The following is a 22,853-nucleotide window of genomic DNA, read 5'->3' on the forward strand; positions in this document are numbered from 1 at the left end:
GTATCCATCACCTCTGATCACGGAGATGCGACGGTGTCGTGCGCTGTGTTGCGGTTTCCTGTCTTGATCCCCGGCCCGATCTGGCCCCTACTGCAGCCATGATCCTGCGTGCTCTTCTGATCCTGACCTTGCTGGCCGGTTGCGGTCGTCCATTGACAGAGGCCGAGCGCGCCTTTGCCAGCGCGATCCATGGCGATCAGTTGAGCCACGACCGTGTGCGGCTGGTGGATGGTGCACCGACCCGCGCTGTCACCTTCAAGCGCAAGGCGCGGCCCCGCACGACCTGCCGGGAGAAGATCCTGCCGCCGCCCACGACCGATATTGTCACCGCCAAGCCTGCGGCAGTGGCACTGTGGCAGACCGTGCTGTTCGACAAGGACTGGTATCTGGACGATTACGTTCCGGACTATCCGGGTGAGATCAACCTGATCGCCGCCATGCTGCTGGCCCATGAGCTGACCCATATCTGGCAGTGGCAGAACCGGGAGGTGACGGGGTATTCGCCGCTGCGTGCGGCCCGTGAGCATCGGATCAGTGATGATCCGTACCTGTTTGACGTATCGGAGAACCGCCGGTTTCTGGATTTCGGGTTCGAACAGCAGGGCTCTATCGTCGAGGAGTTCGTGTGCTGCCGTGCCCTTGATCCGCAAGGCGAGCGGACGCATCGCCTGCACGCCCTGATTTCGCAGTCGATGCCCGTGGCCCCCCTGCCCCAGTCCCGTCAGAGCGATGTGCTGCTGCCCTGGGACGGGGTGCAGGTGAACGGCATCTGCAGCTGACCATCACCACCCCGGAGGAATTCCATGGCCCAATACGCCCTGATCATGCTGCTGGCAGGGATCGGCATCCCGATCCTTGCGGCTTTGAACGCCGCCCTTGGCACGCGCGTGGGCAGCCCTGCCGCAGCCGCCACGGTGCTGTTCATCATCGCCTTTGTTACGGCGGCAACCGTCTTTGTACTGACCGGGGCCCAGGGGTTGTCGAAGGTTGCGGCGGCACCGAAGCATCTGCTTTTGGCGGGTGTGCTGATTGCGTTTTACGTGCTCAGCATCACCTATATCGCGCCGCATTTCGGGGTGGGCAATGCGGTGTTCTTCGTGCTGCTGGGGCAGTTGATCTCGGCCGCGGCGATTGACCATTTCGGCCTGTTTGGCGCACAGGCCACGGCGCTGAGTGCGACACGGATGGGTGGGATCGCGTTGATGGCTGCGGGGGTGTGGCTGACGCAGTTGGCCTAGTCTTCGATACCTGCGAGCGCTTGTGCTTGCGCCCAGGCGGCGGGATCGACGTTCACTGGGTCTGCGGGGTTGCGCATCTGGCCTGGCATACGGCCTGCGGGGTCTTCGCCGAGGTAGGTTTTGAACTGATCCAGCCGGTCCATGAAAGCGCCGGATGCGCTGGGGTCGATTAGGATGTAGTACTGCCCAAGGTCATGCGGCGGCCCCTCGGGCGCCTTGAGCGGTTTGACATTTCGGCTGAGAACGCCGCCGGTCAGGCCCGCCGTCAGCAGTTCAGCCATGAGGCCAAAACCCCAGCCTTTGGGCCCGCCGGTGGAGACCAGCGATCCGGCAAGCGCGGCTTCGGGGTCTGTCGTCGGGTTGCCGTCGGCATCGACCGCCCAGCCTTCGGGGATTACCTCGCCCGCAGCCTTGGCCATGGTGATCTTGCCCAGTGCAACGGTCGTGGTGGATTGGTCGAACTGCATCGCCAGCCTGCCTTCGCCGTCGGGGACGGAAAAGGCGATGGGGTTGGTGCCGATCATCCGGGTCTTGCCACCGGGCGGCGCCACAATGGGCGAGGCGTTGGTCATGCCCAAGCCGATGATGCCCGCCCGCGCGATCTGTTCTGTGAAGTAGCCAAGCGCCGTACAGGTATGCGCGTGACCCACAGCGAGGCTGGCGATGCCGTATTGCCGTGCGGCGTCAAGGGCGGGAGCAAGCCCGTAGGCGAAAGCGGGCTGCGCAAAGCCCATGAGCGCATCCACATAGACTGTCGCCGGGCGGGGTGCTGACACGACAGGGATGACGTCGCCCTTCACCCGGCCCGTCTGAAGCTGCTGGCAGTAGCTTTCGAGGTAGTAGAGACCGCAGATCCGATTTCCCAGTGCTTCGGCCTGTGCGACGGCGCGCGCAACCTCGGCCGCAGGGAAGGCTCCTGCCCCGTGCGCCATCAAGGCCGCCTGCACGGTGCGCTCAATCTCGGCCTGTGTGATTGCCGTCATCGTCGTTCTGTCCCCCGCAGCCAATACCGCGAGGTCAAGACAGACCAAACCCAATCGCAGGCGTCAAGCGGGCGCTGATGTTTCGGAGGCCAGAAGACCCGCATCCAAACGAACCGTGCGGTCCATGCGTTGGGCGAGATCGAGGTTGTGCGTGGCGATCAGCGCCGACAACCCGGTGTCGCGCACAAGCCCCATCAGCGCGTCAAAGACCTGGTCAGATGTGGCCGGGTCGAGGTTGCCAGTGGGCTCGTCCGCGAGGAGCAACGCCGGGCCGTTGGCCAGCGCGCGACAGAAGGCGACGCGCTGTTGTTCGCCCCCGGACAGTTCGGCGGGCCGGTGGGTTGCGCGGTGGCCGACGCCGACCTTTTCCAGCAGATCCAGCGCGCGCGCGTCCGCGTCGGTGCGCGACGTGCCCGCGGCCAGTTGCGGCAGCGCGATGTTTTCGAGGGCCGAGAACTCGGGCAGCAGGTGGTGGAATTGGTAGATGAACCCGACCTCGGCCCGACGCGCAAGCGTGCGGCGCCTGTCGGATTGGCCGGTGAGGTTCTGACCGTGCAGCGTGACCGTGCCCGCGTCTGGCGTGTCGAGCAGCCCAGCGATGTGCAGGAGCGTGGACTTGCCCGCGCCGGAGGGGGCGACGAGGGCCACGACTTCGCCCCGCCGGACCTGAAGGTCAACGCCGCGCAGCACGTCCACCTGCCCTGGCAACCCTTTGTTGTAGGATTTGGTGATCCCCGACAGGGACAGGACCGCATCACTCATAGCGCAGCGCCTCCACCGGGTTCATGCGGGCGGCGCGGCGCGCGGGAAAGATCGTAACGATGAAGGACAGGCCGAGCGACAGAGCAACGGCGCTGAGCACATCGCGCAGGTGCAGTTCGGCTGGTAGTGCGTAGATGCCGCGAATGGACGGATCCCACACGCCGCCGCCCATGATCTGGTTCACGAGCGCAAAGAGCGGGTCGATGTAGATCGCGAAGAGACAGCCGAGGATCACGCCCATGGCCGTTCCGATAATCCCGGTGAACGATCCACAGATGAAGAAGACTCGCAGGACCGACCCTTCGGTCAGGCCCATGGTACGCAGGATGCCGATGTCGCGCCCCTTGTTCTTGACCAGCATGATCAGGCCCGAGACGATGTTCATCGCCGCGACCAGCACAAGGATCGACAGGATGATGAACATGATATTGTCCTCGACCTCGAGCGCGCGGAGAAAGCCGCCAGAGGCGTCTTTCCATGTCCAGACCTGCCCGCGTTCGCCCGCGTTTTGCAACAGGCCCGGCAAGTACTGGTCGATGGATTCCGGATCGTCGACCATGACCTCGATTTCGTCGACTACCCCTTCGCGATTGAAGAAGCTCTGCGCTTCGGCGAGCGGCAGGTAGACGCGGACCCGGTCGATGTCATAGCGGCCTGCGGAGAAGATGTATGTCACCTCGTACGCATTGATGCGCGGGCTGGTGCCAAGGGCGGTGCGCACGCCGTTGGGAGATATGAGCTTGATCCGGTCACCCACCTGTGCGCCCAGTTCCTGGGCCACGCCCGAGCCAATGGCGACGCCCTGTTCGAAGCGTGCGATGTCGCCCTGTGACGTTTCCGGGTCCGCGATGCGGGGCAGTCCGGCGAGGTTTTCGGCGCTCATGCCAAAGACCTGCACGCCCGCATTGCGGCTGCGCAGGTTGGCCATGACCTGACCGCGCACCAGCGGCGCGGTGCGGACGACACCCGGCACCTCGGCCAAAGATGCGGCAAGGGCGTCGTAGTCGGAAATGGTGCGGTTGATGCGCCCCGTCTCGGTCACTTCGCCGATGTTGTAGACAGTCACGTGGGCGTTGGCGCCCAGGATCGTGTCAACGAATTCCGCCCGGAAACCCGAGCGCACGGCCAGCGTGGCGATAAGAGCAAAGACAGCCAGTGTGATACCGATCAGACTGATCCAGGTCATGGTGCTGACCCCACCTTCGGCCCGGCGGGCGCGCAGATAGCGCCATGCGATCATCCACTCAAACGGGGCAAAGGGGGCTGTCTGTTTGGCCATTTACGGCTCCTGCTCGGGCTTGGTGAGATGTGGCCGGGTCAGGGGCCAAGGTCAAGTCCCGCGCGCGGTCTGTCGCCAACCGGTAAGGGGCCAGAGCAGGAGTTTTAGCAGCAGCGACAGGGCCGTAGCACCTGCGAGAAAGCCTGCACCCGCAAAGATCACCCCCGCCAGCGTCAGCGGAATGGCGGGTTTGAAGGCGCTGAGTGCGGCACTTGCCACCTCTGTATCCGTCGAGTGGGCTGCGTGATAGGCGCGCATGAAAGGACCGGCTGTTGCAAGTGTGTCAAGATCGGCGCGCAATCGCGTGTACCGGTCGAAGGTGCGCGTCATGTCGGTGCGCCTGCGGTCCAGAAAGTCGGTGCCCTGCATCTGGGCCAATGCCGCATCGCGGGTCAGGCCCGCCGCCTGCGCCGATGCGTCGAAATCGGCGACCACCTCGCCCAGCGCATCGACTGCACCGCCGAGGCGCTGTTGGTACTGCTGGGAGAACTCGGGGAATTGCGACGCCATGGCACCGCCCAAAAGACCGCCCGCCAGCACGATGGCGCGCAGGATCACGGCCGGTTCCCAAAGACTGCAGCGCCGAGTGCCGCATCCAGATCACCCATCGCTTGTGGGTCAACGCACGTGTCGTACATCGCGATCGCGCTCACCTTGCCTTCCCACATCACGGCAAAGCTGCCCGTTTGCAACCGATTGGGAAAACAGAGCGCGCCGAAGTGCCAGAAGTTGTAGCTGTCGCGGAAGGGGCGAAACACCACGCCCACGCCGTAGTACGCGCCGCCGCCCAGGGCCACGTGCGGTAGGGCAAAGGGATCGGAGGCGATCCGGCTGCCCGCCCGGAAATGCGTCTGCATGAACTGCAGATAGCCATCCACGTCAGACGCCAGGCCCCCCCAGGGCTGGAACACCCCGCTTTCGGGGCCGGGCTGAATGCTGGATGGCAGGTCCAGCCGCTCGGCGCAGGCCTCAAAGAATGGTTGGCCAGCAATGACTTCGATCACCAGGCCCAGGATCGCGTAGTTTTCGTTGTTGTAGGCGTATTGGCCGCGCTGGCCGCTTGGCTCTCCCTTGGCGTTGACGAGGTCGAGCACTTGGCGGCTGAAATGGCCGCTGTCACCAGCTGTCAGGCCCAGCCAGCCCAGCATCGCGATTTGGGTGGTATCTGGCGCGATGCCCGACGTGTGCGTGACCAGTTCGCCCAAAGTGACATCGGGCGCGGGCTCAACGAAGTTGTGCAGCGGGTTCGACCAGTCGGCAAGGCCGTCGTCCACGAGGTGCATCATGCAGACGGCGGTGATGGATTTGGACACGCTCGCTAGGTCTGCGACCGTTGATGTCGTATCAGCGCGCGCGATGTGGCGATGGGTTTGCCAAGCACCGCTCGTATCAAAGACGCTTGCACCGATCAGGCCACTGGTGTTGTTGGCCTTCAACCACTCGACAAAAGCGCTTTCCAAAGCCCGATGCACCGCGGACGGGTCTTCGCCCGCGTGCGGTATCGTGGGCGCGGACACAACCGCCGCGCATAGAACCGTTCTGAAAAACGCCTGCATTGCCGTCAAGTTATCACAACTCCGCGTAGATCTCCGCCACTTTTTGCACCGCTGCCTCGGGCGGCAGTTCCTCGCTTTCGCCCGTGCGGCGTGAGGTCAGTTCGACCACCCCGTTCTTGAGCCCGCGCGGCCCGACCGTGATACGCCAGGGCAGACCGATCAGGTCCATTGTGGCGAACTTGCCCCCTGCCCGTTCGTTGCGGTCGTCATATAGAGGCTCAAGCCCGAGCGCCGTAAGGCTGGAATAGAGCGCGTCACAGGCCGCGTCCGCTTCTTCGTCGCCCTGTTTCAGGTTCACGATCCCGCAGTGATAGGGCGTGACGCCTTCGGGCCAGATGATGCCCTTGTCGTCATGGCTCGCCTCGATGATCGCACCCATCAGGCGGCTGACGCCGATACCGTGGCTGCCCATATGGACCGGCACCTGCTTGCCATCGGGGCCTTGGACGACCGCGTTCATGGCCTCGGAATACTTGGTCCCGAAATAGAAGATCTGGCCAACCTCGATGCCGCGTGCGACACGGCGACGGTCTTCGGGGATGTCGTTGAACAGCGCCTCGTCGTGGGTTTCGTCCGTGCGGGCGTATTTGGAGGTGAACTCCTCAAGCACGGCCTGACATTGTTCCACGCTGTCATAGTCGATGTCGCGGTCGCCAAAGGTCAGGTCCGTGACAGCACTGTCATAGAACACCTCGCTTTCGCCCGTTTCGGCCAGCACAAGGAATTCGTGGGTGTAGTCGCCGCCGATGGGTCCACCATCTGCGCGCATCGGAATGGCCTGAAGCCCCATGCGCTCGTACGTGCGCAGATAGCTGACGAGATGCCGGTTATATGCGTGCAGCGCGTCCTCTTTCGTCAGGTCAAAATTGTAGCCATCCTTCATAAAGAACTCGCGGCCACGCATCACGCCAAAGCGCGGGCGGATTTCGTCCCGGAATTTCCACTGGATATGGTAGAGCGTCAGGGGCAGGTCCTTGTAGCTGCCCACATGTGCACGGAAGATGTCGGTGATCAGCTCTTCGTTCGTAGGACCGAACAGCATGTCGCGGTCATGCCGGTCCTTGATGCGCAGCATTTCCTGACCGTAATCGTCATAGCGCCCGCTCTCACGCCACAGGTCGGCTGATTGCAGAGTGGGCATCAGCATCGGGATGTGACCGGCGCGCACCTGTTCTTCGTGCACAATGTTTTCGAGCTTGCGCAGCACCTTGAAGCCCAAAGGCAGCCAGGAATAAATCCCAGCACTCGATTGCTTGATCATGCCTGCGCGCAGCATCAAACGGTGGCTGACGATCTGCGCCTCGCTGGGGTTTTCCTTCAGCACGGGCAGAAAATAACGGCTCAAACGCATCTACGCGCTCCCTCACAACATTTCGCCCTGATTAGGACAAAGCCCAAACGCCCGCAACGTCCCCTTCCCTGTTTTAGAAAAATCCCGGGGGAGGCCGCAGGCCGGGGGCAGAGCCCCCCATAAAAATGTCGTGCGCGTCAGCGCGCCTTTGGATCAAGCGTGACACCAAGGCCCTTGAAGCCACGGGCAAAACCCCGCATCTCTAAGCGCAACGCAAAACGTGGAATGCTCATGGCCCTGCCCGTCCGCAAACAATTCAAGTATTGGGGGATCGCGGCAGCGGTCTTCTTTTTTCTGCTCTACGCCCTTGGCGACCAGCTTTTGCCGTTTTTTCTGGGCGCGGCCATCGCATACTTTCTTGATCCGGTCGCGGATTGGCTGGAGGCGCACGGATGCAGCCGCGGGCTGGCCACCGGCATCATCACGATCAGCGCCATCATCATATTTGTCATCGTGGCCCTGCTGGTCATACCGACGCTGGTTGAACAGGCCGTTCAACTCTTCAACGCCGCGCCACAGCTTGCGCGCGATCTGAGCACGTTCCTGACCGAACGCTTTCCCAGCCTGCTTGATGAAGGCTCCACCGTACGCCAGACGATCAACTCGCTGGGCCAGACGATCTCGGAACGGGGCGGGCAGCTGCTTGAAACCGCGCTGACATCGGCGGCCAGCCTGATCAACATCGTTGTGCTGTTTGTCATCGTGCCGGTGGTTGGTGTCTATCTGCTGCTGGACTGGGACCGCATGATCGCCCGCGTCGATGAATTGCTGCCGCGCGACCACGCGCCGGTGATCCGGCGCCTTGCGGCAGATGTGGACACGACCCTTGCCGGGTTCATTCGGGGCATGGGCACCGTTTGCCTGATCCTCGGCACCTACTACGCCATCGCCCTGATGCTGATCGGTTTGCAGTTCGGTCTGGTCGTCGGCTTTGTGGCCGGTCTTTTGACTTTCATTCCTTATGTCGGGGCCATTGTGGGCGGGCTGCTGGCGGTTGGGCTGGCGCTCTTTCAGTTCTGGGGCGAGTGGTGGTGGATCGTGGCCGTCGCGGTCGTGTTCCAGATCGGACAGATCGCCGAGGGCAACTTCCTGACCCCGAAGCTGGTGGGCAACAGCGTGGGGCTGCACCCCGTTTGGCTGATCCTCGCCCTGTCGGTCTTCGGCGCGCTCTTCGGGTTTGTGGGCATGTTGGTGGCCGTGCCGATGGCCGCAGCGCTCGGCGTGCTGGTGCGCTTTGTCATCGAACAGTATCAAAGCAGCCGTCTTTACACCGGTGTCACCGGGCAGGCACAGGCAGAGACACCCGCGCCAACGGCCACGCCAGAGGCCGAGGACTGATCATGGCCCAGCAGCTTGGCTTTGACCTTCCGGTGCGCGTGGCACTGGGGCGGGATGATTTCCTTGTCGCGCCGTCCAATGCCGTTGCCCTGTCGATGGTGGATGCCTGGCGGGCCTGGCCCTCGGGCAAGTTGGCGCTGACAGGTCCCGCAGGGTCCGGCAAGACACATCTGGCCCATGTCTGGGCCGCCGAAAGTGGCGCACGGATCATTGCGGCCCACGACCTTGAGACGACGGCGCCGGACACCTTGTTCAACGGGCCTTTGGCCGTCGAGGACGTGGACCGCATTGCGCAAAACATGGCGTGCCAGACCGCCCTGTTTCACATCCACAACGCCCTGCAGGCGGCGGGCCACCCGCTTTTGATCACGGGTGAACAGGCACCAAACCTGTGGCGTCTGAGCCTGCCGGATTTGCAAAGCCGGGTAGATGCGGCAGGCCATGCGGCGCTGGATGCGCCCGATGACAGCCTGCTGGCTGCGGTTCTTGCGAAACTCTTTGCCGACCGGCAGCTGACCCCGCGCCCGGATGTCATCCCCTACCTCGTCACCCATATGGAACGCAGCTTTGCTGCCGCCCGCTCGGCCGTGGCTGCCATAGACGCGCGCAGTCTTGCCCAGAAAAAGCCCATTACAAGGGCGCTTGCAGCGGCATGTCTGGACAATCCCCGGTGATCCGGCGGATAAGTGTCACTCAACCTTTACACTCCGCTCAGATAAGCCGCGCATGACCAATGCTGACTTTCTCGGCTCGGATTTTCCCGAGCCCACGCCCCTTCCCGATCTGGACACCAGCGGTCCAGGTCGTTTTTTCAACCGCGAACTGAGTTGGCTCGGGTTCAACTGGCGGGTGCTGGAAGAGGCCGAGAACCCGCGTGTGCCGCTGCTGGAACGGCTGCGGTTCCTGTCGATCAGCGCGGGCAACCTTGACGAGTTTTACACGGTCCGCGTGGCGGGTCTGCGCGAACTGGCCATCGCTGGCAACACGACCCCGGCCGCAGACGGGCTGACGCCAGCCGAACAACTGGTCCTGATCGACGAGAACGCACGCCAACTGATCCAGCGCCAGACCGAGGTCCTGTCAACGTTGAAGGCCGAGATGGAGGCCGAGGGGATTTCCGTCCTGACCGCCACCGACCTGACCGAAGAAGACAAGGCGCATCTGGCCGATGTCTTTCTGAACCGCGTCTTTGCCGTCCTGTCCCCGCTGGCGATTGATCCTGCCCATCCCTTTCCCTTCATCCCGAACACCGGCTTCGCGCTGGCATTGCAGCTGGAACGGTCCAAGGACAAACGGTCCCTTCAGGCCCTGCTGCCGATCCCTGCGCAGATCGATCGTTTCATCGCCCTGCCCGGCCCCGGCCACCGCTTTCTGCCGCTGGAGGAACTGCTGGTCCTTCACATCCCCAGCCTGTTTCCGGGCTACAAGCTGAAGTCCCATTTCGGGTTTCGGGTCTTGCGCGACAGCGATCTCGAGGTTGAGGAAGAGGCCGAAGACCTCGTGCGCGAGTTCGAGGTCGCCCTGAAGCGCCGCCGCCGGGGGGAGGTTGTGCGCCTGACCCATTCCGCGGGCGCGCCCAAGGCGCTCAAGGCCGTGATCATGGAAGAACTGGGCGTCAGCGATGCCGAAGTGATCGAGATGGACGGCATGTTGGGCATGGCGGATCTGGGTGAGTTGGTTTTTGACGCCCGCCCCGACCTGCTCTGGCCCTCCTTCACGCCGCGTGTACCCGAGCGGGTTACTGATTTTGACGGCGACATGCTGGCGGCCATCCGGCAGAAGGACATGCTGCTGCACCACCCCTACGAGACATTCGACATGGTCGTGCGCTTTTTGCAGCAAGCCGCGCGCGATCCAAACGTGGTGGCCATCAAGCAGACGCTCTACCGCACGTCCAAGAACTCGCCCATCGTCGAGGCGCTGTGCGAAGCGGCCGAGGATGGCAAGTCCGTCACCGCCCTTGTCGAACTCAAGGCCCGCTTTGACGAAGCCGCCAACATCCGCCAGTCGCGACGGCTGGAACGAGCCGGTGCGCATGTCGTCTATGGCTTCATGGATTTAAAAACCCACGCCAAGATCAGCACCGTGGTGCGGCGTGAGGGCAAGGAACTGGTCACCTACACCCACTACGGCACCGGCAACTATCACCCCATTACGGCGCGCATCTACACCGACCTTTCGCTGTTCACATGCGATGCCAAGCTGGGGCGGGATGCGACCAAGGTCTTTAACTACCTGTCGGGCTATGCCCCGCCCGAGGGGCTCGACAACCTCGCCATTTCGCCGACCACGCTGAAACCCCGCCTGCTTGAGATGATCGCGGCGGAAGCAGACTACGCGCGCGCGGGCAAGCCTGCGGAAATATGGGCCAAGATGAACTCGCTGATCGACAGCGAGGTAATCGACGCACTCTATGCCGCCAGCCAGGCGGGGGTGAAAATCAGTCTGATCATCCGCGGCATCTGCGGGCTAAGGCCCGGCATCAAGGGGCTATCGGACAACATCCGGGTCAAGTCCATCGTGGGCCGCTTTCTGGAACACAGCCGCATCGTCTGTTTCGGCAACGGCCACGGACTGCCCTCGAAAAAGGCACGGGTGTTCATATCTTCTGCCGACTGGATGGGGCGCAATCTGAACCGGCGCGTAGAAACGCTGGTCGAGATCGAAAACAACACGGTCAAGGCACAGATCGTAAGCCAGGTGATGGCCGCAAACCTCGCTGACGTCGCGCAAAGCTGGGTGATGGCGCCCGAAGGATCGTTTTCCCGGCCTGATCTGGCCGAAGGTACGTTTGCCTTCAACTGCCACCGCTTCTTCATGGAAAACCCGTCCCTTTCGGGTCGCGGGTCGGCGGGTGCCGCGGATGTACCAAAACTGACCCATACAGAAGACTAGGCGCGACAGATGGGTCGGCGGGTGGGCGCCTTTCGGCGCTCGCCGAAACAGAGCCACCCGACCGACGCCGTCATTGACCCACACCTCCGGCTGGTTCATCAAAGGGTAAACGTGCGTATTTCGGGGGCCTTATGAACGTATCGGTTTCGCCACAGACCGGCGACGGCAGCCTTTTCGGCAAGCCCTTGTTCGACGATCCGTCGGCCCGCGCCCTGTCGCGTGTGGGGGTGGTGGATGTCGGATCGAACTCGGTCCGGTTGGTGGTCTTTGACGGGGCTGCACGCTCGCCCGCCTATTTCTACAACGAAAAGATCATGTGCGCCCTTGGCGCAGGTCTTTCGGACACTGGGCACCTCAATCCCGAAGGGCGTGTACGCGCGCTTGACGCGCTGACCCGCTTTCAGCGGCTGGCCGAAGGCATGGGCCTGTCGGATCTGTCGGTGGTTGCGACCGCTGCGGTCCGGGACGCAAGCGACGGGTTGGCGTTCCGTTCGGACGTGTTGCGCAAAACGGGGCTCAACGTCCGGGTCATCGACGGCCGGGAAGAGGCACGGCTGTCAGCGCAGGGCGTGCTGCTGGGCTGGCCGGGATCCTACGGTCTGGTTTGCGACATCGGCGGGTCGTCCATGGAATTGGCCGAAATTTCCGACGGCGAGGTCGGGCGGCGCGTGACCTCGGACCTTGGGCCGCTAAAGCTGCAAACCGTCAAGGGCGGCAAGAAAGGGCGGCGCGCGCATATCAAGGCGGTTATGGAGCGGTTGCAGTCGGAAATGGGCGCACAACGCGACCGTCTGTTCCTCGTTGGCGGGTCCTGGCGCGCCATTGCGCGCGTCGACATGCACCGCCGCGGCTACCCCCTGCACGTGCTGCACGAATACCGGATGACGCCGCAGGCTGTCCAACGCACTGCAAAATTCATCCGTGAGCATGAAGATCACGAAGCGCTGCGCGGCGCCTGTGGCATCTCCTCTGCGCGCATGGCGCTGGTCCCGCTGGCCGCCGAAGTCCTGTGGCGCCTAGTCAAGACCTTCAAGCCGAAGGACATCGCCGTCTCAAGCTACGGCATCCGCGAGGGCATGCTTTATGAACAGATGCCGCAACGCCTGCGTGATCGCGATCCGCTGATCGAAGCCTGCCGCTTTGCCGAGGCCAAGGACGCGCGCATGCCCGGGTTTGGCAAGCTGCTCTATCAATTCATCGAGCCGATCTTCAAATCCGCGCCGGAGCAGCGCAAACGACTGATCAAGGCCGCGTGCCTGCTGCATGACGTCAGTTGGCGCGCGCATCCCGATTACCGGGCCGAGGTCTGTTTTGACAATGCGACCCGCGCCAATCTGGGCGGGTTGAAACACTCTGAACGTATCTTCCTCGGGCTGGCGTTGCTGCACCGTTATACGAACAAGCGCGAGGGCACGCATTTCGAGGGACTTTACGACCTGATCGACGACAAGACCAAGCGCGACGCCGAAATCCTGGGAAAGGCGATGCGCTTCGGGGCCATGTTGTGGATGGAGAAGGATGCAGAACGTGGCGAGTTCCGCTGGTTTCCCAAGAAACGCGAGTTGGAATTGCACCTGTCGCCTGACGCCATGCCGCTCTTTGGTGAGGTGGCCGAAGCGCGCCTGAACTCCCTCGCCAGCTCACTGGGCGCGCAAGTTACGGTGAAAAAACGGCGGCGCTAGATGTCGATCTCGTTGCCTGCATCGGGTGTCTGTTCAAGCTCTTGCGGTGTCTTGCGGCGGATGATGATGTCGCCGTTTTCCAGTTTCTCGGGCGGGTGATACACGCTCCAGTCCTCGACCTCATCCAGAAGGTTGCGCAAGGCCGGTCCCATCTGTGACGCGAAATCGCGCATGGCGGGTCCAAATTCCTCGGCCATGCCCTGCAAATTGTCCATCGCGGGCTCCATCTCGCGCATCAGCCCTTCCATGAGCATTTGCGCCCCGCGTTCCATCAGGGACAGCCCGCGTTCATCCTCGGCCTCTTGCGCGGTGGCGGACCCGGCAAGGATCGCGATGCAAGCTGCGGCAACAATCGGTTTCATGCCAACCATATGGGGATCATAGCACGATATCCAAGCTCACCGGAAAATGATCCGATGCGGTGACCAAAGCGTCGCGCAGCGCAGGGTCGGACCAGCACTGCGGATCATCAAGCGGGTGCCAGATGCGCCAGGTCGGGGACCGCGCCGCCAGATCAGGCGAGATCATGATGTAGTCCAAGAGCGCCTGCAAAAACCGCTGTTCCGGCCCGATCCAGAAGCGCGCCGTGGTCGGGGTTGCACCCAGACGCCGCTGCAACGCCTGTCGCGCGTGCGGATCGAAAAGGGCCGTCTCCCCCGCACCCATGATGATCTCGACCGACGATCGGCCAAAGAGATGTTCGTATTCATCAAGCCCCGGACCGTCATTGAGATCGCCCAGCAGGACAAGCGGCGTCGCCTCGGCCAGCACAGCGTCGATCCGCGTCCTGAGCCAAATGGCCTGCGCCAACTGCTTGCGCCGGTTCGCGATAGATATGCGCATGACCTCGTCCCGGTCGCGGGCACCGTGCGGGGCCTTGGACTTGAGATGTGCCCCGATCATCCTGAGCAGCGTGCCACCAGCCGTTTCGACCAGCAGTTCCAGGGGTGGTTTGGAAAACACCACCGCATCTTCCGTGGCGTCGATATCCAGATCGATGCGGAAGCTGCCATCAAATCCCGGAGCCTCAGGATGGCTTTGCGGCGCGTGAGTCACGGTCAGCACATCCGGGTCGAAGAGCAGAGCGATTTCCTGCTGCGTGTCATTCGAGAACCCGATGATCGCCTGTCGTGCGCGCAAGTCGGCAAAACGGGCAAAGGTTTCCAGCGCGCGTATCGTATCGCGGCTGCGACTGTTATCAGGTGCCTCGATCACCATAATGGCGTCGGCATCCATGGCCCGAAAGACCACGCGCAGCGCCTCTATCTGCGCGGCGCGCGTGACGTCCTGACGGGACGACCAGTTGTCATCGTTGAGCAGTGCCCCGTCGTCATCAAACAGGCTGTTCATCCATTCGACGTTGTAGGTGGCCAGGCGCATCAGCTTCGGGTGCTCAGCACTTCTTCCCAGGCGCGGTTGATGTCGATCATCCGCTTCTCCGCCAGGCGCACCGCCTCTTCCGGAACCCCGCGCGCCATCATCGCGTCCGGATGGTTCTCGCGCACCAGCTTGCGCCACGCCATGCGGATGTCATTCAGGTCCAAGGCTGGATCAACCCCCAGAACCGAGTACGGATCGGGCGTCGCATCCGGGACAAAACGTGCCCGCAGCGCGCGGAAATCCAAGTCTGAGATGTCAAAGATATGCGCCACTTCCTCAAGAAACGCATCCTCGTTCGGGTGATAGAAACCGTCCGCCATGGCGATGTGAAACAGCCCTTCGATGAGATCGGTCAGTGTCTCGGGTTGACTCGCAAACATGGCATGGATGCGCGTGGCGTAGTCCTCGAAACCGGCCACATCCTGACGTGCGAGGTTAAATACCTTGGCCGCACCCGCCTCGTCCTTGGCGGCGATGTGAAAGACTTCGCGAAAGGCCGTCACCTCATCCCGGGTCACCTGCCCGTCGGCCTTGGCCATCTTGGCCCCCAGTGCGATGACCGCGATGGCGAAGGCCACGCTGCGTTCCGGCGGGGCGCGCAACTTGTCAAAAACGTCTGTCAGGCTTTCGCCTGCGGTCAGCGCAGCAAGCGCGTCGGATATTCGGGCCCAAAGTGACATGGCGGTAACCTATACCGTATCTTCTGGCGTGGCGTCAGCGCTTGCCGTCGCACCCAGCCGCTTTTGCATCAGCACCAGATCAAGCCACATGCCGTCCTTGCGGCCAACCTCGGGCATATGCGCGACCTTGGCAAAGCCCATGGCTGCATGAAAGGCAATCGCCGCATCATTCGTGCCGCTGATCGCAGCGACCATGACATGATGACCGTCTGCCTGCGCGCGCGCCTCCAAAGCCGTCAAAAGCGTTTTGCCATGGCCATGTCCGCGCGCGCTTTCAGCCAACAAAATGGTGTGTTCGACCGTTGCAGCATAGCCCGGCCCACTGCGGAACGGGCCGTAGGTTGCAAATCCACCCTCGTTTGGTAGAACTAAAACGGGCCATGCAGAGATCATTTCTTCGATAAAGAGCAACCGCTTAGGCGTCGTTGTGAATGTAATTTGCGTGTGCGCAATCACGTCGTTCCAGATGTCGGCGATCCACGGGGCGTCGCGCGGTGTCGCGTTCCGGATCATAGGCTACGCGGCCCGTGCGGTGTGTCGAACTCCGCATGCATACCGACCTCTCCGACCTCAAAGGCGACGCGATCATCTGACAGGTGCGGCGCAAGAACTGCGGCCAGCGTATCTCCGTCCGGGTGCGACAGGGTGAACCGCTGCAGGCGGATACCAGTTGGTTCAAGGCGCCCGGCCGGATGTACGCCGATTGGCCACTCAATCAACGCGGGCCAGAGGTTTTCGAACGGCGTTGTACCGTCATCCGATACCGCCATCCGCCAGGCCAAATCACCGCGGCGGACGGCCACCGGTGCGCCGGAACCATTCGGCATTTCTGCCAATTCACTGTCCATGTCCGTCACGGAGCAGGCCCAGTTTGACAGCCGTGCAACGCCTGTGAAACGGTCCAGGTCGTACCAGCGTGGCCGTTTGGGCGCGGGCACGGCAGGGTTCGGAGCAATGGCTTCAAGATAGAGCCCATCTTCCAGTCCCAGAAGCGCGTTATGCGTCTGAAAAACGGCATGTTCGCCACCGGACTGCATTTGCACACCCAGCGCATTCTCAACGCAAGCGCGGGCAGAGGCGAGTGTGCGCCCCCCCACAACGAGATGATCAAATAGCATCAATGTTCCAACAACTTGCGGTTCAACAGCGTGCTACCACGCCGGTGCGTAGTATTGCAGCGCATGACCGCAAGTTGAAGGGCCAAGACCACAAAACTGCAGCTCACAGTTCCCTAGTCCCGGTGGAGAGGGCCGCGCAACGTGTACGGCCCTTAAGCTTTAGGCGGCGCGTAGAATCGTCAGGATTTCCTGCGCTGCGTCCGGGATGTTTGTGCCCGGCCCGAAGATCGCCTTGACCCCCGCATCATATAGGAACTGGTAGTCCTGCTGCGGAATGACGCCGCCGCAGATTACGATGATATCCTCGGCGTCCGCTTCCTTCAGCGCTTGAACCAGTTGGGGCGCCAGCGTCTTGTGACCAGCAGCCTGCGATGAGATGCCGATCACGTGCACATCGTTATCGATGGCGTCCTGCGCTGCCTCTGCTGGGGTCTGAAACAGCGGGCCTACATCGACGTCAAAGCCAATGTCGGCAAAAGCGGTCGCGATCACCTTGGCCCCCCGGTCGTGCCCGTCCTGGCCCATCTTGACCACAAGCATGCGCGGGCGACGGCCTTCGGCCTCGGCGAAATCCTCGACCGATTTCTGGATCGCGGCGAAGCCTTCATCGCCCTCATATGCCGCGCCATATACACCGGCGAGCGTTTTCACTTCTGCCCGGTGGCGACCGAACTCTTTTTCCATGGCCATGCTGATCTCTCCCACCGTTGCACGTGCCCGCGCCGCGTTCACCGCGGCCTCCAACAGGTTACCTTCTGACGCGGCCACCGCGCTGAGCGCATCAAGCGCGGCTTGGCACGCGGCTTCATCGCGATCCTCGCGGATGCTCTTCAGCCGCGCGACCTGTGCGTCGCGCACAGCCGCGTTGTCGATGTCGAGGATGTCGATCTCGTCCTCTTTCTCGAGCCGGAACTTGTTGACACCGACGATCACCTCGTCGCCCTTGTCGATCATGGCCTGACGGCGTGCCGCGGCCTCCTCGATCCGCAGTTTGGGCATGCCGGAGCCGACGGCCTTTGTCATGCCGCCCATCTCCTCAACCTCTTCGATCAGCTTCCAGGCTTCCTCGGCCAGATCGTGGGTCAGCTTTTCGACGTAGTAGGAGCCCGCGAGCGGATCGACCACGTTGGTCACGCCCGTCTCGTTCTGCAAAATGAGCTGCGTGTTGCGCGCGATACGGCTTGAGAATTGCGTGGGCAGCGCGATGGCTTCATCGAAGCTGTTGGTGTGCAGCGATTGCGTGCCGCCGAGCACGGCGCTCATCGCTTCGAAGGCGGTGCGGACGATGTTGTTGTAGGGGTCCTGTTCCTGAAGGCTGACACCGCTGGTCTGGCAATGGGTGCGCAGCATCATGGATTTGGGGTTCTTCGGTTCAAATTCCGACATGATGCGGTGCCAGAGCAGGCGCGCCGCCCGCAGCTTGGCCGCTTCCATGAAGAAGTTCATGCCGATGGCAAAGAAGAAGGACAGCCGCCCGGCAAACTTGTCCACGTCCATGCCGCGCGCGATGGCGGCACGGACGTATTCGCGCCCGTCAGCAAGCGTGAACGCCAACTCTTGCACAAGGTTCGCGCCCGCTTCCTGCATGTGGTAGCCGCTGATCGAGATGCTGTTGAACTTCGGCATCTCATTCGAGGTGTATTCGATGATGTCCGCGATGATCCGCATCGAAGGTTCGGGCGGATATATGTAGGTATTGCGGACCATGAACTCCTTCAGAATGTCGTTCTGAATGGTGCCAGACAGCAATGCGCGGTCCACGCCCTGCTCTTCCCCGGCAACGATGAAGTTGGCGAGGATGGGGATCACAGCCCCGTTCATGGTCATCGACACCGACACCTTGTCGAGCGGGATGCCGTCGAACAGGATTTTCATGTCCTCGACGCTGTCGATGGCCACGCCAGCCTTGCCCACATCGCCTACAACCCGCTCGTGATCGCTGTCATAGCCGCGGTGGGTGGCAAGGTCGAAGGCGACCGACACACCCTGCTGCCCCGACGCAAGCGCGCGGCGGTAGAAAGCGTTGGATTCCTCGGCGGTCGAAAAGCCCGCATATTGCCGGATCGTCCAGGGACGGCCCGCATACATCGTGGCCTTCACACCGCGGGTGAAAGGCGCCTCACCGGCAATTGTGCCGAGGTGGTCGACGCCTTCCAGATCGTCAGCGGTGTAGATCGGCGCGACGTCGATCCCTTCCAACGTGTTCCAGGTCAGATCCTCGACCGGGCGGCCCCGCAGCTCACCCTCCGCGAGGGTCTGCCAATCGTCTTTCTTGTTGGTCATATCCATGTCCTCTTGTCAGCGGACCATGCGGCAGGGTTTGCCCCGCTCCTCTCTGGCCCAAATCCTCTGTCAGTGTTGCAAGTCCATCGGCACCGGCGGTCAGCCAGTGAATGTCGTCCAGATACGCCTCGCGCATGGCGGCGCTCGCGGCGGGATCAAAAGGCGCCCAGCTTCCGGAGGTCCCGGGGATCATGCCCGGGTCCTCGCCACGGTCCGCAAGGATGTCGCGCAACTGGGTCACATCCGGGGACCGGTTCAGCCAGGTTTCCGCCCCTGCACGGGGGCCGTGCAGGCCGGTCATTGCCCGGAACATCGCATCCGGTCGCCCGGCGGTGCGCTCGAACGGCACAACGACAAGACGCGCAGACGGCACGGCACAGGCAACATCCGTCACGACATCCCGCCATGTCCGCGCGCCAAACGCGATGCGCACATATTGATCGGGCTCAAGCATCGCATGGCCGCGCGCCACGCAATACGCGGCAGCCGAAGTCCAGTAGTGGTTCAACGACCGGATCGACAACACGACCGTGTCTATGCGTCCATCAAAGCCAGCAGCATAACGCGCCATCCGCTCTCCGACGTCGTGATAGAGCGAGAGGCGGCGCATGTTCCGGCGCATCGTGCCAATCATGTTTTCATCCGAGATGATCAGCGATTTCGTGCCGTTCTGCTCAGCCTTGTTCAGATGCAACAGGACGCGCCCTCGGGCCCTGCGCGCCATTTGCGGCGTCGACGTCGGCGACGGCAGAACACCCGAAAACAATCCCTTGCGCGTTCGCAACGGTCCCCAGAAACCCAGACGCCGGGCGCGCATAAAGTCCGCGTTTTGCCGAATATAGGCCTGAAAGGACGTCGTTGCCGTCCGATGCGCCCCGATATGCAGAGTAACTTTCATGCCGCCGCGATCCTTTGCCATGCGCGTCAAACGCCCCTTATCGGGCAGACGCAGATGGGTCAGCGATCGCACAGCAAGCCTTGCTGAGCGATTAAAGCTAAAATTGACGCGAGCAGGCGTCGCAATCGCAAAAAAAGCCGCTACATAGAAGCGAGCAGGAGGGCAGATGAAACAACTATTACCTATTGTTCTGGTTGGACTTTTCGGCGGTTCCGTTGTCGCTGCGGCAAGTGATGACGCGCCTGAGCCTTCCATCTTCGTCACCGGCAATATCCCGGATTTAAGCGAATTTGTCTGGGAAAAGCGGCCCATCATCGTGTTTGCCGACAGCCCGAACGATCCGAACTTCGGGCAACAGATGGATTTTCTGGAAGACCGCGCCGGTGAATTGGCCGACCGGGATGTCATCGTCCTGACTGACACCGACCCGTCCGTGGACAGCGATTTGCGCCTGAAGTTCCGCCCGCGCGGCTTCATGCTGGTGCTTGTGGGCAAGGACGGCACGGTCAAATTGCGCAAACCGTTTCCATGGGACGTGCGCGAAATCACACGCTCCATCGACAAGATGCCGATCCGGCAACGCGAAATTCGTGAACGGCGCGGAAGCGGCAGTTGAACGCCCGCGTCACCGCACGTTAACGATTGCGGGCTAGCTGTGCCCTCGCGCTTGTGCAAAACAGACGCACATCCTATATTGCAGATGCAGCCAAATGGCGGCTGCGCCGCAGCTGGAAAGGAGAGGGATATGTCGGATACACCCAAACGTACCACTCCCATCACTGGTCGGAACGGGCCGAGCCCGGGCTACTGACAGCCGGGTCCGCCCCCAGTTGCTTCAGCGCCTCAACGGCATAAGTCCGTGCGCGCTGCTTCATCTGCAGATACTGAAAATACGCAATCTCGCGCCGTTTACGGCTCGCTTCATCAGTGCCGTCGATAAACGGCTTCAGGCGTGAATCGGCGATCTGCACTTCGATTGCGTTGAGCTGAGAGTAATACTTCACAACCGGGTCGATCACAGATTTCGGCAGGATGTGGATGTTGTCCAGCACCGACTGAAAGACCATGTCGTTATATTCGGTCGGCAGGAACGGCACATAGCCATCAGCGATGCGCGGCTGCATCGCCTCCCACGCCGCATTCAGGTCCTCCCCTTCCAGCACCTCGAGATAGTGTTTGATCTCGGCCGCCAGCGCGCGCTGCACATCCTCGCACTGTTCAAGCCGCAGCCGGGCGGCGTCACGGCGGTTTTGCGCGCCGTTGACGATCCACCCCACAGCCACAAAGAGCCCCGCAATGACAGCCTGCCAGATGCGGGGATCAACGGCGGCGAACCCGTCAAGGATATGACGGGTCGCACTCACTCGAATTCCATGATCACGTCATCGACCGCCAGGCTGTCGCCTGCACCTGCGTTGATCTTGGACACGATGCCCTTCCGCTCGGCGCGCAGGATGTTTTCCATCTTCATCGCCTCGATGGTGCACAGCGCCTGCCCCTCCTGCACCTCGTCGCCTTCGGCCACATCGATCTTCACGACCAGACCGGGCATTGGGCATAGCAGCATCTTGGAGGTATCAGGCGGCAGCTTTTCGGGCATCAGGCGCGCCAGTTCTGCCTGACGGGGAGACCGCACATGGACCTTGAGGTCAGCGCCACGGGTGCGGATGCGGAACCCGCCCGACACCTTGCCAACTTTCAGCACGAGCGGCGCACCATCGACAGTCATTTCTGCCAACTGGTCGCCCGGCGTCCAGTTGCCCGACACGCGCAGGGCGGAACCACCGTCGAACGTGACCGTGGCGCCATCCGGGTCCGCGTCAATCACCACGTCGTAGGACTGGCCCTGCAGCGCGACATTCCAATCGGTACCGACCTTGCGCTCGTGGTTGTCCATCCGGCCCGACACGCGGGCGCGGCGGATTTCGGCCACGCGGTGCATGGCGGCACAAGCAGCGGCCACGCGGCGCAGATCATCTTCTTTCAGGTCCACACCTTCGAAACCTTCGGGATATTCCTCGGCAATGAACGCCGTGGTCATATCGCCGGAAATGAATTTCGGATGGTCCATCACGGCACTCAGGAACGGCAGGTTGTGGCCAATTCCCTCGACCTCAAAACTGTCGAGCGCCACGCGCATCGCCTCAATCGCCGTGGCGCGGTCCGGCCCCCATGTGCAGAGCTTGGCGATCATCGGGTCGTAATACATGCTGATCTCGCCGCCTTCGTAAACGCCGGTATCATTGCGGATCACGATGTTTTCGGGCGTCACGCCGGGGCTGTAGCTTTCGGTCTCGGCCGGTGGACGATAGCGGGTCAGACGGCCAATCGACGGCAGGAAGCCGCGATACGGGTCCTCGGCATAAAGCCGGTTTTCGATGGCCCAGCCGTTCAGCTTCACGTCGTCCTGGGTGATCGACAGTTTTTCGCCCGCAGCGACACGGATCATCTGTTCCACCAGATCGACACCGGTGATCAGTTCGGTCACGGGGTGCTCCACCTGCAGACGGGTGTTCATTTCGAGGAAATAGAAGTTCTTGTCCCCGTCCACGATGAATTCGACGGTGCCCGCGCTGGCATAGCCCACAGCCTTGCTCAGGGCGACGGCCTGCTCCCCCATGGCTTTGCGGGTCGCTTCATCCAGGAAGGGCGACGGCGCTTCCTCGACCACTTTCTGGTTGCGGCGCTGGATCGAGCATTCGCGCTCGCCCAGATAGATGCCGTTGCCGTGGCTGTCGCACAGCACCTGGATTTCGATGTGGCGCGGTTGGGTGACGAACTTTTCAATGAAAATCCGGTCATCACCAAAACTGTTGGCGGCCTCGTTCTTGGACGACTGGAAGCCCTCGCGCGCTTCTTCATCGTTCCAGGCGATCCGCATCCCTTTACCGCCGCCGCCAGCGGAGGCTTTCAACATCACTGGGTACCCAATCTCGGTCGAAATTTTGACGGCCTCGTCGGCATCTTCGATCAGGCCCATGTAGCCTGGCACCGTGCTGACGCCCGCGTCCTGCGCGATCTTCTTCGAGGTGATCTTGTCACCCATCGACTCGATGGCACCCTTGGGCGGCCCAACAAAGGCGACGCCCGCCTCTTCCAGCGCCTCGGCAAACTTGGCATTTTCCGACAGGAAGCCGTAACCGGGGTGCACAGCCTGCGCGCCCGACTGCTTGATGGCGTCCATCACCTTGTCGATGACAATGTAGGACTGGTTTGCGGGCGGCGGCCCGATATGGATCGCCTCGTCCGCCATCTGAACATGCAACGCCTTGGCATCTGCGTCCGAGTAAATGGCAACCGTGGGAATGCCCATCTTGCGCGCCGTCTTGATGACGCGGCAGGCGATCTCACCCCGGTTGGCGATCAGGATCTTGTTGAACATAGGGCCTCACTTCTCTGGGTCTTGAAAC

Annotated in this window: 22 protein-coding genes; 7 read left to right on the forward strand and 15 right to left on the reverse strand. The window is 62.2% G+C overall.

Translation table 11 applies throughout. The features are described from left to right. The first annotated feature begins 98 nt into the window (after nucleotides 1–98). Both RA29_RS02300 and RA29_RS02305 read left to right on the forward strand, forming a co-directional pair. Nucleotides 99–779: a hypothetical protein gene (locus RA29_RS02300; protein ID WP_193743445.1), complete on the forward strand. Its 681-nt coding sequence runs from the start codon at nucleotides 99–101 to the stop codon at nucleotides 777–779. Between the two features lie 24 nt (nucleotides 780–803). Further along, complete coding sequence (locus RA29_RS02305; protein WP_039682588.1) at nucleotides 804–1,238, forward strand: DMT family transporter; 435 nt, start codon at nucleotides 804–806, stop codon at nucleotides 1,236–1,238. On the opposite strand, the gene RA29_RS02310 is transcribed toward RA29_RS02305, so the two are convergent. From RA29_RS02310 to proS, 6 genes are all read right to left on the reverse strand, one after another. After that, nucleotides 1,235–2,221, reverse strand: a complete 987-nt coding sequence (locus RA29_RS02310) for an Ldh family oxidoreductase (protein WP_039682590.1) — start codon at nucleotides 2,219–2,221, stop codon at nucleotides 1,235–1,237. The genes RA29_RS02305 and RA29_RS02310 overlap by 4 nt on opposite strands. A 63-nt stretch (nucleotides 2,222–2,284) precedes the next feature. Continuing rightward, on the reverse strand, nucleotides 2,285–2,983 hold the full coding sequence (locus tag RA29_RS02315) for an ABC transporter ATP-binding protein (protein WP_039682592.1): 699 nt from the start codon (nucleotides 2,981–2,983) through the stop codon (nucleotides 2,285–2,287). Further along, nucleotides 2,976–4,262: a lipoprotein-releasing ABC transporter permease subunit gene (locus RA29_RS02320; RefSeq protein ID WP_039682594.1), complete on the reverse strand. Its 1,287-nt coding sequence runs from the start codon at nucleotides 4,260–4,262 to the stop codon at nucleotides 2,976–2,978. Before RA29_RS02320 ends, RA29_RS02315 begins: the two co-directional genes overlap by 8 nt. Nucleotides 4,263–4,313: 51 nt before the next feature. After that, nucleotides 4,314–4,820: a DUF2937 family protein gene (locus RA29_RS02325; RefSeq protein ID WP_039682596.1), complete on the reverse strand. Its 507-nt coding sequence runs from the start codon at nucleotides 4,818–4,820 to the stop codon at nucleotides 4,314–4,316. Beyond that, a complete protein-coding gene (locus tag RA29_RS02330) occupies nucleotides 4,817–5,779 on the reverse strand; it encodes a serine hydrolase (RefSeq protein WP_206540131.1) in 963 nt (320 codons plus the stop codon). Before RA29_RS02330 ends, RA29_RS02325 begins: the two co-directional genes overlap by 4 nt. Before the next feature lie 52 nt (nucleotides 5,780–5,831). Next, nucleotides 5,832–7,169: a proline--tRNA ligase gene (gene proS, locus RA29_RS02335; protein ID WP_039682600.1), complete on the reverse strand. Its 1,338-nt coding sequence runs from the start codon at nucleotides 7,167–7,169 to the stop codon at nucleotides 5,832–5,834. A 231-nt stretch (nucleotides 7,170–7,400) separates the two neighbouring features. On the opposite strand from proS, the gene RA29_RS02340 reads away from it, so the two are divergent. The 4 genes from RA29_RS02340 (at nucleotide 7,401) to RA29_RS02355 (ending at nucleotide 13,084) form a co-directional block, all read left to right on the forward strand. Further along, the gene (locus RA29_RS02340; protein ID WP_052249489.1) at nucleotides 7,401–8,507 is read left to right on the forward strand and encodes an AI-2E family transporter; all 1,107 of its coding nucleotides are present in this window, start codon (nucleotides 7,401–7,403) and stop codon (nucleotides 8,505–8,507) included. A 2-nt stretch (nucleotides 8,508–8,509) separates the two neighbouring features. Beyond that, nucleotides 8,510–9,181, forward strand: coding sequence for a DnaA/Hda family protein (locus RA29_RS02345; RefSeq protein WP_039682602.1), 672 nt, complete (start codon nucleotides 8,510–8,512; stop codon nucleotides 9,179–9,181). 52 nt (nucleotides 9,182–9,233) lie between these two features. Beyond that, the gene (locus RA29_RS02350) at nucleotides 9,234–11,402 is read left to right on the forward strand and encodes an RNA degradosome polyphosphate kinase (protein ID WP_039682604.1); all 2,169 of its coding nucleotides are present in this window, start codon (nucleotides 9,234–9,236) and stop codon (nucleotides 11,400–11,402) included. A 131-nt stretch (nucleotides 11,403–11,533) separates the two neighbouring features. Continuing rightward, entirely contained in the window at nucleotides 11,534–13,084 is a 1,551-nt protein-coding gene (locus RA29_RS02355; RefSeq protein ID WP_039682606.1) for a Ppx/GppA family phosphatase, read from the forward strand. On the opposite strand, the gene RA29_RS02360 is transcribed toward RA29_RS02355, so the two are convergent. The 7 genes from RA29_RS02360 to RA29_RS02390 form a co-directional block, all read right to left on the reverse strand. Next, complete coding sequence (locus RA29_RS02360; protein ID WP_052249490.1) at nucleotides 13,081–13,446, reverse strand: hypothetical protein; 366 nt, start codon at nucleotides 13,444–13,446, stop codon at nucleotides 13,081–13,083. The genes RA29_RS02355 and RA29_RS02360 overlap by 4 nt on opposite strands. Nucleotides 13,447–13,462: 16 nt before the next feature. Next, nucleotides 13,463–14,464: an endonuclease/exonuclease/phosphatase family protein gene (locus RA29_RS02365; RefSeq protein WP_039682610.1), complete on the reverse strand. Its 1,002-nt coding sequence runs from the start codon at nucleotides 14,462–14,464 to the stop codon at nucleotides 13,463–13,465. Next, nucleotides 14,464–15,144, reverse strand: a complete 681-nt coding sequence (locus tag RA29_RS02370; RefSeq protein ID WP_039682612.1) for a molecular chaperone DjiA — start codon at nucleotides 15,142–15,144, stop codon at nucleotides 14,464–14,466. Before RA29_RS02370 ends, RA29_RS02365 begins: the two co-directional genes overlap by 1 nt. A 9-nt stretch (nucleotides 15,145–15,153) precedes the next feature. Then, on the reverse strand, nucleotides 15,154–15,657 hold the full coding sequence (locus RA29_RS02375; RefSeq protein WP_039682613.1) for a GNAT family N-acetyltransferase: 504 nt from the start codon (nucleotides 15,655–15,657) through the stop codon (nucleotides 15,154–15,156). Further along, complete coding sequence (locus RA29_RS02380; RefSeq protein WP_193743446.1) at nucleotides 15,654–16,262, reverse strand: VOC family protein; 609 nt, start codon at nucleotides 16,260–16,262, stop codon at nucleotides 15,654–15,656. The genes RA29_RS02375 and RA29_RS02380 overlap by 4 nt, the downstream gene beginning before the upstream one ends. Nucleotides 16,263–16,421: 159 nt before the next feature. After that, nucleotides 16,422–18,545: a methylmalonyl-CoA mutase gene (gene scpA / locus RA29_RS02385; RefSeq protein ID WP_039683818.1), complete on the reverse strand. Its 2,124-nt coding sequence runs from the start codon at nucleotides 18,543–18,545 to the stop codon at nucleotides 16,422–16,424. Then, nucleotides 18,502–19,443, reverse strand: coding sequence for a hypothetical protein (locus tag RA29_RS02390; protein WP_039683820.1), 942 nt, complete (start codon nucleotides 19,441–19,443; stop codon nucleotides 18,502–18,504). The genes scpA and RA29_RS02390 overlap by 44 nt, the downstream gene beginning before the upstream one ends. 166 nt (nucleotides 19,444–19,609) lie before the next feature. On the opposite strand from RA29_RS02390, the gene RA29_RS02395 reads away from it, so the two are divergent. Continuing rightward, entirely contained in the window at nucleotides 19,610–20,059 is a 450-nt protein-coding gene (locus RA29_RS02395) for a DUF4174 domain-containing protein (RefSeq protein WP_039682617.1), read from the forward strand. A gap of 160 nt (nucleotides 20,060–20,219) precedes the next feature. Here the strand turns inward: RA29_RS02395 and RA29_RS02400 are convergent, their stop codons facing one another. Both RA29_RS02400 and RA29_RS02405 read right to left on the reverse strand, forming a co-directional pair. Continuing rightward, nucleotides 20,220–20,807, reverse strand: a complete 588-nt coding sequence (locus tag RA29_RS02400; protein ID WP_039682619.1) for a hypothetical protein — start codon at nucleotides 20,805–20,807, stop codon at nucleotides 20,220–20,222. Then, nucleotides 20,804–22,825: an acetyl/propionyl/methylcrotonyl-CoA carboxylase subunit alpha gene (locus RA29_RS02405; protein ID WP_039682621.1), complete on the reverse strand. Its 2,022-nt coding sequence runs from the start codon at nucleotides 22,823–22,825 to the stop codon at nucleotides 20,804–20,806. Before RA29_RS02405 ends, RA29_RS02400 begins: the two co-directional genes overlap by 4 nt. Nucleotides 22,826–22,853 lie beyond the last annotated feature (28 nt).

This window comes from Tateyamaria sp. ANG-S1 (genome assembly GCF_000814025.1).
In the GTDB taxonomy this organism is placed as follows: domain Bacteria; phylum Pseudomonadota; class Alphaproteobacteria; order Rhodobacterales; family Rhodobacteraceae; genus Tateyamaria.

Coding starts and splice junctions, on each gene's coding strand:
- RA29_RS02300 (WP_193743445.1), top strand. CDS start 99: ATGATCCTGCGTGCTCTTCTGATCCTGACCTTGCTGGCCGGTTGCGGT.
- RA29_RS02305 (WP_039682588.1), top strand. CDS start 804: ATGGCCCAATACGCCCTGATCATGCTGCTGGCAGGGATCGGCATCCCG.
- RA29_RS02310 (WP_039682590.1), bottom strand. CDS start 2,221: ATGACGGCAATCACACAGGCCGAGATTGAGCGCACCGTGCAGGCGGCC.
- RA29_RS02315 (WP_039682592.1), bottom strand. CDS start 2,983: ATGAGTGATGCGGTCCTGTCCCTGTCGGGGATCACCAAATCCTACAAC.
- RA29_RS02320 (WP_039682594.1), bottom strand. CDS start 4,262: ATGGCCAAACAGACAGCCCCCTTTGCCCCGTTTGAGTGGATGATCGCA.
- proS (WP_039682600.1), bottom strand. CDS start 7,169: ATGCGTTTGAGCCGTTATTTTCTGCCCGTGCTGAAGGAAAACCCCAGC.
- RA29_RS02340 (WP_052249489.1), top strand. CDS start 7,401: ATGGCCCTGCCCGTCCGCAAACAATTCAAGTATTGGGGGATCGCGGCA.
- RA29_RS02345 (WP_039682602.1), top strand. CDS start 8,510: ATGGCCCAGCAGCTTGGCTTTGACCTTCCGGTGCGCGTGGCACTGGGG.
- RA29_RS02350 (WP_039682604.1), top strand. CDS start 9,234: ATGACCAATGCTGACTTTCTCGGCTCGGATTTTCCCGAGCCCACGCCC.
- RA29_RS02355 (WP_039682606.1), top strand. CDS start 11,534: ATGAACGTATCGGTTTCGCCACAGACCGGCGACGGCAGCCTTTTCGGC.
- RA29_RS02360 (WP_052249490.1), bottom strand. CDS start 13,446: ATGAAACCGATTGTTGCCGCAGCTTGCATCGCGATCCTTGCCGGGTCC.
- RA29_RS02365 (WP_039682610.1), bottom strand. CDS start 14,464: ATGCGCCTGGCCACCTACAACGTCGAATGGATGAACAGCCTGTTTGAT.
- RA29_RS02370 (WP_039682612.1), bottom strand. CDS start 15,144: ATGTCACTTTGGGCCCGAATATCCGACGCGCTTGCTGCGCTGACCGCA.
- RA29_RS02375 (WP_039682613.1), bottom strand. CDS start 15,657: ATGATCCGGAACGCGACACCGCGCGACGCCCCGTGGATCGCCGACATC.
- RA29_RS02380 (WP_193743446.1), bottom strand. CDS start 16,262: ATGCTATTTGATCATCTCGTTGTGGGGGGGCGCACACTCGCCTCTGCC.
- scpA (WP_039683818.1), bottom strand. CDS start 18,545: ATGACCAACAAGAAAGACGATTGGCAGACCCTCGCGGAGGGTGAGCTG.
- RA29_RS02390 (WP_039683820.1), bottom strand. CDS start 19,443: ATGAAAGTTACTCTGCATATCGGGGCGCATCGGACGGCAACGACGTCC.
- RA29_RS02395 (WP_039682617.1), top strand. CDS start 19,610: ATGAAACAACTATTACCTATTGTTCTGGTTGGACTTTTCGGCGGTTCC.
- RA29_RS02405 (WP_039682621.1), bottom strand. CDS start 22,825: ATGTTCAACAAGATCCTGATCGCCAACCGGGGTGAGATCGCCTGCCGC.